13 protein-coding genes and 2 tRNA genes are annotated in these 13,983 nt (G+C 71.2%); 5 read left to right on the plus strand and 10 right to left on the minus strand.

The window, feature by feature from the left end; translation table 11 throughout:
* The first annotated feature begins 17 nt into the window (after positions 1-17).
* A complete protein-coding gene (locus ACFWV2_RS11920) occupies positions 18-341 on the plus strand; it encodes a multidrug efflux SMR transporter (RefSeq protein WP_360786015.1) in 324 nt (107 codons plus the stop codon).
* Here the strand turns inward: ACFWV2_RS11920 and ACFWV2_RS11925 are convergent.
* Positions 233-886 carry a TetR/AcrR family transcriptional regulator gene (locus ACFWV2_RS11925; RefSeq protein WP_384404872.1) on the minus strand — a complete coding sequence of 218 codons (654 nt, stop codon included), beginning with the start codon at positions 884-886 and terminating at the stop codon, positions 233-235. The two genes, ACFWV2_RS11920 and ACFWV2_RS11925, sit on opposite strands and share 109 nt — an antisense overlap.
* Positions 887-1,002: 116 nt before the next feature.
* On the opposite strand from ACFWV2_RS11925, the gene hisN reads away from it, so the two are divergent.
* Together hisN and ACFWV2_RS11935 are read left to right on the plus strand one after the other, a co-directional pair.
* Entirely contained in the window at positions 1,003-1,812 is an 810-nt protein-coding gene (hisN, locus tag ACFWV2_RS11930; RefSeq protein ID WP_360786011.1) for a histidinol-phosphatase, read from the plus strand.
* A 172-nt stretch (positions 1,813-1,984) separates the two neighbouring features.
* Positions 1,985-2,371 carry a CBS domain-containing protein gene (locus tag ACFWV2_RS11935; RefSeq protein ID WP_360786010.1) on the plus strand — a complete coding sequence of 129 codons (387 nt, stop codon included), beginning with the start codon at positions 1,985-1,987 and terminating at the stop codon, positions 2,369-2,371.
* A gap of 74 nt (positions 2,372-2,445) precedes the next feature.
* Here the strand turns inward: ACFWV2_RS11935 and ACFWV2_RS11940 are convergent, their stop codons facing one another.
* Entirely contained in the window at positions 2,446-3,915 is a 1,470-nt protein-coding gene (locus ACFWV2_RS11940; protein WP_384404873.1) for a catalase, read from the minus strand.
* Between the two features lie 146 nt (positions 3,916-4,061).
* Here ACFWV2_RS11940 and ACFWV2_RS11945 point away from each other — a divergent pair, with 146 nt between their 5' ends.
* On the plus strand, positions 4,062-4,481 hold the full coding sequence (locus ACFWV2_RS11945) for a Fur family transcriptional regulator (RefSeq protein ID WP_384404874.1): 420 nt from the start codon (positions 4,062-4,064) through the stop codon (positions 4,479-4,481).
* A gap of 127 nt (positions 4,482-4,608) precedes the next feature.
* Here ACFWV2_RS11945 and ACFWV2_RS11950 read toward each other — a convergent pair.
* The 4 genes from ACFWV2_RS11950 to ACFWV2_RS11965 form a co-directional block, all read right to left on the minus strand.
* Positions 4,609-4,682 (minus strand) — tRNA-Met (locus tag ACFWV2_RS11950).
* Between the two features lie 47 nt (positions 4,683-4,729).
* Entirely contained in the window at positions 4,730-6,700 is a 1,971-nt protein-coding gene (locus ACFWV2_RS11955) for a tetratricopeptide repeat protein (RefSeq protein WP_384404875.1), read from the minus strand.
* Positions 6,701-6,905: 205 nt separating this feature from the next.
* Positions 6,906-6,979: transfer RNA gene (locus tag ACFWV2_RS11960), tRNA-Met, on the minus strand.
* 45 nt (positions 6,980-7,024) lie between these two features.
* Entirely contained in the window at positions 7,025-9,922 is a 2,898-nt protein-coding gene (locus ACFWV2_RS11965; protein WP_384404899.1) for a UPF0182 family protein, read from the minus strand.
* Between the two features lie 135 nt (positions 9,923-10,057).
* Here ACFWV2_RS11965 and ACFWV2_RS11970 point away from each other — a divergent pair, with 135 nt between their 5' ends.
* Positions 10,058-10,609 carry a PPA1309 family protein gene (locus tag ACFWV2_RS11970; RefSeq protein ID WP_384404876.1) on the plus strand — a complete coding sequence of 184 codons (552 nt, stop codon included), beginning with the start codon at positions 10,058-10,060 and terminating at the stop codon, positions 10,607-10,609.
* Positions 10,610-10,627: 18 nt separating this feature from the next.
* On the opposite strand, the gene ACFWV2_RS11975 is transcribed toward ACFWV2_RS11970, so the two are convergent.
* The 4 genes from ACFWV2_RS11975 to ACFWV2_RS11990 all read right to left on the minus strand — a co-directional run bounded on the left by ACFWV2_RS11975 (position 10,628) and on the right by ACFWV2_RS11990 (position 13,961).
* Positions 10,628-11,716 (minus strand): PDZ domain-containing protein, encoded by a 1,089-nt coding sequence (locus ACFWV2_RS11975; protein ID WP_384404877.1) that lies wholly within the window; start codon positions 11,714-11,716, stop codon positions 10,628-10,630.
* A gap of 67 nt (positions 11,717-11,783) precedes the next feature.
* Positions 11,784-12,014 carry a hypothetical protein gene (locus ACFWV2_RS11980; RefSeq protein ID WP_384404878.1) on the minus strand — a complete coding sequence of 77 codons (231 nt, stop codon included), beginning with the start codon at positions 12,012-12,014 and terminating at the stop codon, positions 11,784-11,786.
* 253 nt (positions 12,015-12,267) lie between these two features.
* Positions 12,268-12,729 (minus strand): molybdenum cofactor biosynthesis protein MoaE, encoded by a 462-nt coding sequence (locus tag ACFWV2_RS11985; protein WP_360785996.1) that lies wholly within the window; start codon positions 12,727-12,729, stop codon positions 12,268-12,270.
* A gap of 122 nt (positions 12,730-12,851) precedes the next feature.
* A complete protein-coding gene (locus ACFWV2_RS11990; RefSeq protein WP_360785994.1) occupies positions 12,852-13,961 on the minus strand; it encodes an SDR family oxidoreductase in 1,110 nt (369 codons plus the stop codon).
* Between the last annotated feature and the right edge of the window lie 22 nt (positions 13,962-13,983).

Below are 13,983 nucleotides of genomic sequence, written 5' to 3' on the forward strand. Positions count from 1 at the left end.
GTGGGGAGGCACTTTCGATGGCGTGGCTGCTGGTCGTGGTCGCAGGCATCCTGGAGACCGGTTTCGCGGTCTGTCTGAAGCTCTCGCACGGATTCACCCGGCTCTGGCCGACGATCGCCTTCGCGACCTTCGCCCTGGGCAGCTTCGGTCTCCTCACGCTCGCGCTGCGCAAGCTCGACGTGGGCCCGGCGTACGCGGTGTGGACGGGGATCGGGGCAGCCGGGACGGCGATCTACGGCATGGTCTTCCTCGGCGACCTGGTCTCCACGCTCAAGATCGTCTCGATCACCCTGGTCATCCTCGGGGTGATCGGGCTCCAGCTCTCCGGCTCCTCCCACTGACCGTCCGCCCTCCGGCCCTCCGTGGACGGGACGGCGGGCGCCACGACATGGCTGAGGGCGAGCCGGACGGCGAGTTCGCAGCCGACCGCCCACCGCTCGTCCGCGCAGGCCACGGTCGCCGCGACCAGTTCGCCCGGCGCGGGCGGCCCCTCGTCGGCGCGGCGCTGGGCGGGGACGGCCGCGGGGCGGGCGCCGGACCTGGCGGGCCGGGGCGCCGGCAGCCGTCCGTCCCAGGCGCCGGTGAGCAGGGCCCTGAGGACGGGCCGGGCGGCGGCCCTGGCCACGATCCACTCGGCGACGGCGACCAGGTTCCGCTCGGGCGGGGCGGGGACGGCGAGGAGCCGCCGTACGCCGTGGAGGTAGGTGTCGGCCTCCCGCCGCACCAGGGCGCGGGCGAGTCCCTCCTTGCTGCCGAACTCGTTGTACAGGGTCTGGCGGGAGACCCGGGCGGCCGCGGCGATGTCCGCCATCCGCACGGCGGACCAGGGCCGGTGCGCGAGCGCGTCGAGCGCGGCGTCGAGCAGGGCCTCGCGGGCGGTCGCCATGGGCACCTCCGGGAGGGAACGGGACTCCGCACAGCGTCGGCAGCGGTTCACGCCCTGTCAAGGGCGCCTGTGGGCGCTTCTCCACGCGGGGACGGCCCGGAGATAGAGTGCCGACCATGGCCGATTACCACGATGATCTGCGTCTCGCCCATGTCCTCGCGGATGCCGCCGACGCGGCCACCATGGACCGTTTCCAGGCGCTCGACCTGCAGGTCGAGACGAAGCCGGACATGACTCCGGTCAGCGAGGCCGACAAGGCGGCCGAGGAGCTGATCCGGGGTCAGCTCAAGCGGGCGAGGCCGCGCGACGCGATCCTGGGCGAGGAGTACGGCGTGGAGGGCTCGGGCCCACGTCGCTGGGTGATCGACCCGATCGACGGTACGAAGAACTACGTGCGCGGGGTGCCGGTCTGGGCGACCCTGATCGCCCTGATGGAGGCCGGGGAGACCGGGTTCCAGCCGGTGGTGGGCGTGGTGTCGGCCCCGGCGCTCGGCCGGCGCTGGTGGGCGGCGAAGGGCTCGGGCGCGTACACCGGGCGCAGTCTGGCCTCGGCGACCCGGATCGGTGTCTCGAAGGTCGCCTCCCTGGAGGACGCCTCGTTCGCGTACTCCTCGCTGAGCGGTTGGGAGGAGGCGGGGCGTCTCGACGGTTTCCTCGACCTGACGCGCGCGTGCTGGCGGACCCGGGCGTACGGGGACTTCTGGCCCTACATGATGGTCGCGGAGGGGTCCGTGGACATCTGCGCGGAGCCGGAGCTGTCGCTGTGGGACATGGCGGCGGTGGCGGTCGTGGTGCAGGAGGCGGGCGGTACGTACACGGGCCTGGACGGTCGGCACGGTCCGCACAGCGGCAACGCGGCTGCGTCGAACGGTCTGCTCCACGGTGAGCTGCTGAGCTACCTCAACCAGGAGGACGCGAAGGGCTGAGCGCCCTCGACGCTCCCCGGGGGCGCCTCGCGCGCCCCCTTGTCGGGTTCCTCTCCCGGTGCCACTCTGAGAGTCCCCCCGCTTGTGAACTTGTGAAGCTTTTCTCAGGCGTCTCCGGCGCCGGGCTTCTCGTCGAGAGCGGGAACGGTTCACCAAGGAGGTGGCTCCGTCCATGCTCGTCAGCGACGCCATGAGTTCGGTGGTCCTCACCATCGGCCCGGCCCACACCCTCAGGCAGGCGGCCCGGCTGATGTCGGCCCGCCGCGTCGGCGCGGCCGTCGTCCTCGACTCCGATGCCGGGCTCGGCATCCTCACCGAGCGCGACATCCTCAACTCCCTCGCCCTGGACCAGGATCCCGACGTGGAGACCGCGGGTTCCCACACCACGCGCGACGTGGTCTTCGCCGCCCCGGCCTGGACTCTGGCGAAGGCCGCCGAGGCCATGACCCACGGGGGATTCCGCCACCTCGTCGTCCTGGACGACCGGGGTCCCGTCGGCATCGTCTCCGTACGCGACATCATCCGCTGCTGGATCCCCGTGCACAGCGTCGCCGGCTGAACCGCGCCTCGGGCATGCGAAAGCGGGCCGGATCCCGTACGGAATCCGGCCCGCCCTCCCTACGACAAGGGCCGTCAGCCGCGCAGGGCCTGGACCGCGGCCTCCAGCCGCTTGCCGAAGTCACCGTCCGCCTGACGGAAGTTGTTGACGGCCCGCTCGGCGATGTCGTCGCGCGAGACCTTGGCGATGAAGCCCGCCAGGTTCTCGACGAGGCGGCCCTTCTCGTCCTCCGACATCAGGCGGTAGAGGTTGCCCGCCTGCACGAAGTCGTTGTCCTCGGAGTGGACCGGCGCCGCCTGGTCGCCGGTGACACCGCCGACGGGGACCGGCTGCCACAGCGGACGGTCCGTCTGGAACGGGCCGCCGAAGCTGTTCGGCTCGTAGTTCTTCGTGCCCTTGTGGCGGCCGTCGTAGAGGAAGCCGTCACGGGAGTTGGTGCGCGCCTCGGTGGCGTGCGGGCGGTTCACCGGCAGGTGGTCGGCGTTGATGCCGACGCGGTAGCGGTGGGCGTCGCCGTAGGCGAAGAGGCGGCCCTGGAGCATCTTGTCCGGGGACGGGCCGATGCCGGGCACGAAGTGCGCCGGGCTGAAGATCGACTGCTCGACCTCGGCGAAGATGTTCTCCGGGTTGCGGTTGAGCTCCAGCTTGCCGATCTCGATCGGCGGGTAGTCCCCGTGCGGCCACACCTTGGTGAGGTCGAACGGGTTGAAGCGGTAGTTCGCCGCGTCGGCCGCGGGCATGATCTGGACCTGCACGGTCCAGGTCGGGAAGTCGCCGCGCTCGATGGCCTCGCGCAGGTCCCGCTGGTGCGAGTCCGGGTCCACGCCCGAGAGGCGGACGGCCTCCTCGGTGGTGAGGTTCTTGATGCCCTGGTCGGTCTTGAAGTGGTACTTGACCCAGAAGACCTCGCCGGCCTCGTTGTTCCACTGGAACGTGTGCGAGCCGTAGCCGTTCATGTGGCGGTACGAGGCGGGGATGCCGCGGTCGCCGAAGAGCCAGGTCACCTGGTGGGTCGACTCCGGGGAGAGGCCCCAGAAGTCCCAGACGTTGTCCGCCTCCTGCGAACCCGTGTACGGGTCGCGCTTCTGGGTGTGGATGAAGTCGGGGAACTTGATGGCGTCCTTGATGAAGAACACTGGGGTGTTGTTGCCGACGAGGTCGTAGTTGCCCTCTTCGGTGTAGAACTTCAGCGCCCAGCCGCGGGGGTCGCGGACCGCGTCGGCCGCGCCGAGGTTGCCCGCGACGGTGGAGAAGCGCAGGAAGGTCTCGGTCTCCTTGCCGACCTCGGAGAGGAACGCGGCCCGCGTCCACTGCGAGACGTCACGGGTGACCGTGAAGGTGCCGTAGGCGCCGGCGCCGCGGGCGTGGACGACGCGCTCCGGGATGCGCTCACGGTTGAAGTGGGCGAGCTTCTCCAGGAGGAGCTGGTCCTGGACGAGGACCGGACCGCCGACGCCCGCCGTCTCGCTGTTCTGGTTGTCGGCTACCGGCGCGCCGGCCTCCGTAGTGAGCGGTCCCTGCGTCACGTGCGCCTCCTGCGTCATTACTGCGAGTCCTGTCCTTCGGCCGGGCCGGTGAAGCCCTTGGCCGATCCCGGTTCAGATCCTACGATAGACATTGTCTAAGTCAAGTGAACTTCCAAAGTCACACCCGTTCGGGATCACGGTCCCCGACTGTTAGGCTGGCCCCCATGAGTGACCTGTTGGAACGACTGCGTGGACGCGGCTGGCGGATGACCGCACAGCGGCGTGTCGTGGCCGAGGTCCTCGACGGAGATCACGTACACCTGACCGCCGACGAGGTCCACGCGCGCGCCGTGACACGCCTCCCCGAGATCTCACGCGCCACCGTCTACAACACGCTGGGCGAGATGGTCATCCTCGGTGAGGTCATCGAGGTGGCGACCGACGGACGCGCCAAGCGCTACGACCCCAACGCCCACCGTCCGCACCAGCACCTGGTGTGCGGACGCTGCGGCGCGATACGGGACGTCCACCCGGGCGGAGACCCGATGGCGGACCTGCCGGACACCGAGCGCTTCGGCTTCACGATCTCCGATGTCGAGGTCACGTACCGGGGCATCTGCCCGAGCTGCGCGACCACGGCCTGAGCGCCACACACGAAGCCCCCGCTCCGGCGGGGGCTTTTGCGTCTCCGGATCCCGAGACACCCGACGACGACACACGACGAAGGCCCGGATCCGAGCGAATCGGATCCGGGCCTTCGTTGCTACTGAGTAGCGGGGACAGGATTTGAACCTGCGACCTCTGGGTTATGAGCCCAGCGAGCTACCGAGCTGCTCCACCCCGCGTCGGTGAACCTGACTCTACGGGACGGCCCCCGACCAGCGCAAATCCGTCAAGCGGTGAGCTCCTGGTGCAGCGCCTCGCTCAGTCGGGCCGCCCGTTCGGCGACCTCCGCGGGCCCCAGCTCCACCGCGCGGGCGCACCAGCGGCGCCCCTCGGTGAGCTCCCCGCGGCGCGCCGCGAGCAGCGCGAGCCGGAGCGCGGCACGGCCGTGACCCGCCCGGGCGGCCCGGGTCCACCAGAGAGCGGCCTCGCGCTCGCTGCCCTCGCGGGCGAGGAGCAGCCCGAGGTTGAAGGCGCCGTTCCGGCTGCCCGCCTCCGCCGCCTCGCGGTACCAGCGGTCGGCCTCCGCCAGGTCGCCGCGCCCGGCGGCGAGCATCCCGACCCGCACCTGGGCGCGCCGGTGCCCCTGCTGGGCGGCCCGCTCGTACCACTCCTCGCACTCGGTCTTCTCCTCCCGGGACGCGCCGAGGACGGGGGAGCCGGGGTCGGGGCGACGCGCGTCGAGGACCGAGGCGAGCCGGAAGGCGGCCTCGGCGCTGCCGCCGCCGGCCGCGCAGCGCAGGTGCCGTTCGGCGGTCCGCTCGTCGCCGTCCCTGAGGGCCGCGATGCCGACCTGGAGGGCGGCCTCGGTGTGCCCGGCGGCCGCGGCCCGCTCGTACCAGACGAGGGCCGTACGGTCGTCGTCACGGCCCGCGTGGAGGATGCCCAGGTTGAACGCGGCGTCCACGCTGCCCGCCTCGGCGGCCTTGGAGAACCACGGCTCCGCGCCGTTGGCGTCGCCGGCCTGGAGGAGCAGCACGGCGAGCGCGTTGGCGGCCTCGCGGTGCCCCGCGTAGGCGGCGCGCCGGTACCACTGCTCGGCCTGGGGGATGCGGTCCTGGGCGGCGCAGAGCAGCCCGAGGTTGTACGCCCCGTTGACGTCGCCCGCGTCCATGGCGGCCCGGTACCAGCGCTCGGCGGTCTGCTGCTCGCCCCGGGCGGCGTGCAGCGCGCCCAGCGCGTTGGCGGCGTTGCCGTCGCCGTCCTGCGCGGCCCGCAGCCACCACACGGCGGCGCTCTCCTCGTCGCCCGCGTCGCGGAGCAGGAAGCCGAGCGCGCAGGCGGCCTTGGCCTCGCCCTCCTTGGCGGAGCTGAGGTACCAGCGGCCGGCCTCCTTGAGCTCGCCCCGCTGCTCCAGGATCGCGCCGAGGTGCAGCGCGGCCCGTCGGTGACCGCGGGCGGCGGCCTGCCGGAACCACTGCTCGGCCTCGGTCGGCTCCCCCCCGGGCTCGCCGACGGGGCGCCCGGCGGTGACCCCCGCGCCCGTCGCGGCGGCGCCGGTGGGCACGAGGGCGCCCGTGCCGGGGACCCTGAGCCGGGCGCCGGTGTCGTGCGGGCCGGGGGTGGTCTCGGTGGCGCGGCGCTCCAGGGCGAGGGCGAGCCGGTACGCGGCCTCGCGGTGGCCCTGCTCTGCGGCGGCGCGCAGCCAGCGCTCGGCGCCGACGTCGCTGCGGTGCTCCAGCAGGTCGGCGAGGGCGTAGGCGCCGAGGGCGTGGCCCTGCTCGGCGGCCTGGCGCAGCCAGTACTCGGCGGCCGGTTCGTCGCCGCGCTCGCGGTGGTGGCGGCCGAGGGCGTGGGCGGCGGGCGCGGAGCCGGCGACGGCGGCGACCCGCCACCAGCCGGCCGCCTCCTCGGCGTATCCGCGCTGGTGGAGCAGGACCCCGAGGTTGTTCGCGGCGGCCCGGTCGCCCTCGGCGGTGGCGGCCCGCAGATAGGGCTCGGCGCCGTCGAGGTCACCGCGGCGCAGCAGCAGCGCGCCGAGGGCGCTCATCGAGGCGAGGTCGCCGTGCTCGGCGGCCCGCCGGTGGCGGGCCTCGACCTCGGTCTCGTTCTCGGAGTCGGCATCGGTCTCGGCGGTGGTGTCGACGGCCGCATCGACGGCCTTTACTGCCTCGATGATCTCGTCCGCGGCGTTCCTGGCGTGCCGCTGCACAAACCGCCCTGTCTTCAACAGAGTTGCCCTGTCCCCCATAAATACCATCGTCGCACCACCCGCAACCCGAGCACACCTGGTATACCCGCAGCCAGTGAGGTCACTCAGCGTTTTGTCGACATGCCCACAGAGAGACAAGTCAAACACGACTCACGCCAACTCGCCCCTTCCCTACCGCTCTTCGCGCCCCCCATGCACGCCGACACACGACGAGGGCCCGGATCCTTATGGATCCGGGCCCTCGTCCTCTGAGTAGCGGGGACAGGATTTGAACCTGCGACCTCTGGGTTATGAGCCCAGCGAGCTACCGAGCTGCTCCACCCCGCGTCGGTAAACCAACCGTATCACGGGCGCGGGGTGGAAAACCTCAGGTCAGCCGCTTGATCCCGTCGACTTGAGCTTCGCTCCGGCTTCCGCGGCCCGCTGGAGGGCCGTCTGGAGGTCGTCCTGGGCCTTGCCGTACGCGGTCCAGTCGCCCTTCTGCAGAGCCGTCTGCCCGGCGTCGTACGCCTTCTGCGCGTCGGCGATCGCCCGCTTCAGGGCGGCGTCGTTCGTCACCGGCGGATCGGTGGTGCCCGGCGGGTTCGTGGGCGTGGTGGGCGGCGTGGTCGGCGCGTCCACCCCGAAGACCGCGTTGAGCGCCTCGGTGAGGCTGTCCTCGAACACCGTGGTGTCCTTGGTCGTGTCACCGTTCGGCTGGTCCGCGTCCACGTACGACACCGCGACCTTCTTCAGGAGCGGGTAGAGCGCGTTGCGTCCCTGGGCGTACACCGGCTCCACGTACAGGAAGCCGCCGTCGAGCGGGACGGTCAGCAGGTTGCCGTACTGGATGTCGGAGTCGGCGCCCTTCATGTCCCGGACGAACGTGGCGACCGAGGGCAGGCCGTTGAGCTTGCTCTGCACCTGGGCCGGGCCCGGCACGTCCTCGGTGACCCGCAGCAGTCTCAGCCGGCCGTACTCCTTGCTGGTGGCGTCGGCGTCGACCGCCATGAAGCCGCCCAGGTTGGGCCGCCCGTTCGGCGTGAACGTCGTCGTCAGCGAGAAGCGCTGCGCGGCGTCCCCGGGCATCTTCATGCTCAGGTAGTACGGCGGGACCGCGTTGCCCTCCTTGTTGGTCGGGTCGTCCGGCACCTGCCAGGCGTCCGAGCCGCTGTAGAACTGCGCGGGGTCGGTGACGTGATAGCGGGTCAGCAGCTCGCGCTGGACCTTGAACATGTCCTGCGGGTAGCGCAGGTGGTCGAGCAGGTCGCCCTTGATCTCGGACTTCGGCTTGACCGTGTCGGGGAACGCCTTCATCCAGGTCTTGAGGACCGGGTCCTGGGTGTCCCACTCGTAGAGGGTGACCGAGCCGTCGTACGCGTCGACGGTGGCCTTCACCGAGTTGCGGATGTAGTTGACCTGGTTCTGCTGGGCGACGACGGCGCGCTGCTGGTTGCCGACGGTCAGCGAGTCGGCCGTGGTGTCGCCGAGCGTGGTGCGCGAGGCGTACGGGTAGCCGTTGGTCGTCGTGTAGGCGTCGATGATCCACTGGATCCTGCCGTCCACGACCGCCGGGTACGCGTCACCGTCGATGGTCAGCCAGGGTGCGACGGCCTCGACGCGCTGCTTGGGGGTGCGGTTGTAGAGGATCCGCGAACCCTCGCCGATGGCCCCCGAGTAGAGGATCTGCGGCTCGCTGAAGGCCACCGCGTAGGCGGCGCGGTTGAAGGTGCTGGAGAGGTTGACCCCGCTCCTGCCCTCGTAGCTGGTGCTCTTCTCGCCGTTCTCCTCGTAGTCCAGCTCCTTCTGCGGGCCGCCCACGATCGAGTACTGGTCGGTCTTCTCGCCGTAGTAGATCCGCTGCTGGTACGTGCCGAGCGTCCCCGTGGTCGGCAGACCGGCCTCGGTGAAGACCGGAGAGCCGTTGGCGTCGGTCTGCGTACCCGAGGCCATGATCGCGCCGTAGCCGTGGGTGTACGTGAAGTGGTCGTTGATCCAGTTGCGCTTCGGGATGCCCTTGATGTTGAGCTCGCGCAGACCCACGACGGTGTCCTTGCCCGCGTAGCGGTCCACGTCCAGGGTCGTCGGGAACTGGTAGTACTTCCGCTTCTGCTCCAGCTGCTGGAACGTCGGCGACACGATGTTCGGGTCGAGGACGCGGTAGCTGGCCGCCGAGTCGGCGTTCGACCGCAGCCGGTCCTTGGCCTTCACCGTCGACTTGCCCGAGTAGTTCTCGAGCTTCGTCCCGTCGATCGCGTACGCCTTGCGGGTCGCGTCGATGTTCTTCTGGATGTACGGCGCTTCCTTGGCCTGCTCGTTCGGCTGGACCTGGAACTTCTGCACGATGGCCGGGTAGAGGCCGCCGATCAGGACCGCGGAGAGCACCATCAGGCCGAAGCCGATCACCGGCAGCTGCCAGGTGCGGCGCCAGAGCGTCGCGAAGAACAGCACGGCGCAGATCGCGGCGATGCAGAACAGGATGGTCTTCGCCGGCAGGTACGCGTTGGCGTCGACGTACCGCAGACCGGTCCAGTTGCCGGTGGCCTTGAAGTCGCTGGACTTCACCGCCAGGCCGTACCGGTCGAGCCAGTACGCCACGGCCTTCAGCGACACGAACACGCCGAGCAGCACCGAGAGGTGCCCGGTGGCGGCGGCCGTGGCCCGCGCCCCCGGACTCGTGACCCGCAGCCCGCCGTACAGGTAGTGCGTGAGCGCGGCGGCGATCAGCGACAGGACGGCGGCGGCGAAGCCGAAGGCGAGCAGGAAGCGGTACCAGGGCAGGTCGAAGGCGAAGAACGACACGTCGAGCCCGAACTGCGGGTCCTTCTGGCCGAACTTCACGCCGTTGACCCACATCAGCCAGGTACGCCACTGGCCGGAGGCGGAGGCGCCGGCGATCAGCGCCACCAGGGCCGTGACCGCGAGCAGCACCCACTTCTTGAACGGGGCGAGGCCCATCCGGTACCGGTCGAGGCTCTGCTGCTCCAGCGACATCGCGCTGAGCGGCGGCCGCAGCCGGTACGCCAGCCAGATGTTCACGCCGACGGCGAGCCCCATCAGCAGGCCGAAGACCGCGAACAGGCCGATCTTGGTCCACAGCGTGGTGGTGAACACGGACGAGTACTCGACCGAGCGGTACCACAGCCAGTCCGTCCAGAACCCGGCGAACATCACGAACGCCATGGCGAGGACGGCCAGCACGCCGAGTGTCATGAGCAGGGTACGGGCCCGCCGGGACGGCCGGCCGACTCTCATCCTTGGCCCGGTCGGGCCTCCGCCGCGGTCCGGCATCTGGAAAGCCAACGTGCGCCCCTCGGTGTTGATGCGTCTGAAAGCAGGCCCCGCGATCGTAGAGCCCACTGGTGCAACTTACTGAGGCTTTACCTAGTTCCCGTGTTCCGGGGAAGAGGAGGCAGGATGTTCGTCATGTCCAACGTTTCCCCCCCCGGCCCGGCGATGGCCGCGAGCCCCCTCACCCGCGCGGTGCTCGAGATCGACGAGTACGCGGCGGGCCTCGGCTGGGACCAGCCGGCCCGCCTCTTCGCCCTGGTCGACACCGCGCGCCTGCGCGCCAAGGAACCCGCGCTCGCCTCCCAGCTGGGCCTGGGTGACGATGCCACCGCCTACACCCCGATCGAGCAGGACAAGCTGCCGCGCGGAAAGCCCCTCGACGACTTCCTCGGCACGATCGCCTGGCCCGACGCCGTGGCCGGCTGCGCCATGACGGTGGAACGGCTCATGCTGCCCCCGTCGGCCGAGGCCCAGGTCCCGCAGGGCCTCGGCGAGAAGCAGCTCGCCAAGTGGGTGGCCGCCCACCCGGACCGACAGGAGGTACGGATGACGGTGGCGGTGCTGCGCGGCGGCGCCCGCGAGGCGGCGATCCGGCTGCGCGAGAAGGACACCGCGACCGAGGTCCTCACGGGCCCCGACCTGGTACCGGGCCTCGCCGAGGCACTGGCCGCGACCTTCGAGTCCTGAGACACGGCGATACGCCGCTCAGCTCTTCGAGCAGCTCGGCAGGGACTTCGTGTCGCCCTTGCGGAGCTTCTCCAGTGACTTCGTGGCGTCGTCGATGGTGTCCACCTTGATGAGGGTGAGCCCCTCGGGGATGTCGGCCGCGGCGGTCTCGCAGTTGTCGGCGGGGGTGAGGAAGTACTCCGCGCCGGCGTTCCGCGCGCCGACCAGCTTCATCCCGATGCCGCCGATCGGGCCGACCGCGCCCGCGTCGTCGATGGTGCCGGTCCCGGCGACGAACCGGCCGCCGGTGAGGCTGTCGGGGGTGAGCTTGTCGACGATGCCGAGGGCGAACATCAGCCCGGCGCTGGGGCCTCCGACGTCGGCCAGGTTGATGTCGATCGTGAACGGGAAGACGTGGTCGGTGCCGGCCTGGATGCCGACGACGGCCCGGTCGCCCTCCTCGGACGTGGTGGTCGTGATGACGACCTTCCGGGTGACGGTCGGCTCCTTGCGGGCCTTCTCGGCTGCGGCCGCCTCCTTGGCGGGGACGACGGTGAACACCACGTCCTGGCCCGGCTTCCGCTTGACGACCTGCTTGGCGACGTCGGCCTGGGCGGCGATCGGCACACCGTCGACGGCCTTGATCACGTCCCCGGCGTGCAGCCTGCCCTCGGAGGGCGAGCCCTTGATCACGGTGCCGACGACGACCCGGGAGACCACCGGGATCCCCAGCTCCTTGAGCGCGGCCACCTTGGCGCTCTCCTGGGACTGGGTGAACTCCTCGGCGTTCTCCTGGCTCGACTGCTCCTCGGTCTTGCCGTCCGGGTAGAGCGTGTCGTGCGGCACCACCACGTTGTCGTGGGCCAGCCAGCCGTAGACGGCCTCGACGGCGTTCATCCTGTAGTCCGCGCTGGTGACCCGGACCGTCGTCATGTTGAGGTGCCCGTCGGTCGGGTAGGTCTTGCGTCCCGCGATGTGCAGTACGGGCTCTCCCCTGGCCTCGCCGAGGGTGTTGACCGTGGGGCCCGGGCTCATCTCCGCGTACGGCACCGGGATCAGAACGCCGGCGATGAGCAGGCAGATCAGGACCAGGGTGGAGGCGAGCATCGTCGCGGTGCGGCGTGGCATGGAACGACAGTACGGGACTCGTCCACAGGCGCACCCGTGGGGCGGGGCCGTACGAGGAGGGCCGGAGTCAGCTCGACGGCGAGGTGGTGACCCCGCCGGCCGCGGCGGCCGGTTCACGCTCGTGCCGAGCGGAATCGGGGGTCGTGAGGTGGGAGCGTTCCATGGCGTCCCGGAAACGGGCGTAGCCGGCGAGTTCGGCCACGTCACCTATCGTCTTGTTCCTCGAAGCCCAGCTTCCCCATATCGCCGCGCCGACGACTGCGAAAAGCGGAATCAGCAACCAGGCCAGTGCTGCCATCTCGACCTCCCGTCCCCAGTGAGTTGATCAGCAGACTGTCTCATCTGTGAGGTCAACGCTCGCGCGTGGGGGGCGGTTACGCAAATCGGGCGTTCGGCTACGGGGTGTCGGCGGGTCGCCTTGCGTACGAGGGCGTGCATCGCCCCCGCGGCACGGAGGCGCGGCGGGCGACCCCCGGCCGGGGGTGAACCGTCAGCAGGCGCCGACCCTCCCCCAGCCTCCGGCCGGGGGACCCCCGGCCGGGGGTGAACCTTCAGCACGCGCCGACCCACTCCTCGGTGCCGTCCGAGAAGGTCTGGTGCTTCCAGATGGGGACCTCGTGCTTGAGGTCGTCGATGAGCTTGCGGCAGGCCTCGAAGGCCTCTCCGCGGTGCGGGCAGGAGACGGCGACGACGACCGCGAGGTCACCGACGCGGAGATCTCCCACCCGGTGCACGGCGGCGAGCGCCCGCACCGGATAGTCGGCGACGACCTTCTCCGCGACCCGGCGCAGCTCCGCCTCGGCCGTGGGGTGGCAGGAGTAGCCCAGAGCGTCGACGTCGGCGCCGCCGTCGTGGTTGCGCACGGTGCCGACGAAGAGCGTCGTGCCGCCCGAGGCGTCGTCCCCGACCGCGCGGAAGACCTCGTCGACGGAGAGCGGGGTCTCCCGGATCGCGAGGAGCTTGATCGGATCGGCGGCGGCCTGCTCGCCGGGATGGTCAGACGTCGGTGCCATGGACCCATCGTGCCGTACGCGCGCGGGATCCCGGAATAGCGGTTTCGACCGGCGGTCGGCGGCCGCGGTAGGAGGGTCCTACAGACGGCCGCCGGGACGGGGCCCGGAGGCTCCGGCGTCGGTCAGATCCCGCGCCGCTTCCGCATCTGCCGGACGAGCGCCGCCGTACCGAGCAGCGCCACCGTCGCCCCCGCCGCGCCGGCCGCCGTGGCGTCCTTGCGGCCCAGGCGGCGGCCGACGACCGTGTGACGGCCCTGCACCTCGTCGAGGAGCGCCGTGAGGACCTCCTCGTTCGTCCACTTCGGCCGCCAGCCGGCGTCGTGCAGCCGTCCCACGCTCACCACCCAGGGGTGCATCGTGTACGCGAGGTCGCCCGCCGGGGACGGGGTGAGCCCGATGCGGTGGAGGCGGGCCGCCGCCCCGAGGGCGACGGCGGAGGGCAGCTCCATGCGGCGGATCCCGGAGAGCTCCTCGACCTCCTCCTGTTCCAGCCAGCCCTCGCAGCCGACCACGAACTCCCCTTCGACCTTCTCGAGGGCCGCGTACTCCAGGGCGCTGACCAGGTCGTCGACGTGGCAGAACTGCCAGGTGGGCCGGGACCCGGCGACGACGAGCAGCCGGGGCGACTCGAAGTAGCGGGTCAGGGCCGTGTCCGTACCGCCGACGAGGACGGCGGGGCGGACGACGGTCACGTGGAGCCCGGGGTGCGCGCGGGGCGCCCGGCGGCCGAGGCGCTCGATCTCCAGCATGTCGCCGACGCCGGTGGCCTCCGCGGTGGCCCTGAGCTCGGCGTCCTCGGAGAGCGGGATGTCGTTGTCGGGCAGGGCGCCGTAGACCATCGCGGAGGTGCACAGCACCACCCGGTGGACGCCGGCCGCCGCCGCCGCGGTCAGCACGGTCTGCGTACCGCGCACGTTGTAGGCCGTCCGGGCGGCGGGGTCGGTCTCCAGGTCGAGGTCGACGGCGAGGTGCACGACCACGTCGGCACCGCGCAGCTTCTCGGCGATGGCCGGATCGCGTACGTCGAGGATGTGCCAGTGCGCCTCGGCGACATCGCCCCGGCGCTCGTCGATGGCGATGATCTTCTTGATCTCGTCGGAGGCGGCGAGGCGTCTGGTCAGCAGGTCGCCGACCCCGGACGCGGCGCCGGTGACCGCGACGACGGGGCCGCGCGCGGCGGACCGGGTTGAGTGGTTTCGCGCTCCGCGAATCTGAGGGTCTGGGGAACTCACCGGGCGTCTCCAGCGGTTGTCT

Source organism: Streptomyces sp. NPDC058671 (genome assembly GCF_042716475.1).
Taxonomy (GTDB): domain Bacteria; phylum Actinomycetota; class Actinomycetes; order Streptomycetales; family Streptomycetaceae; genus Streptomyces.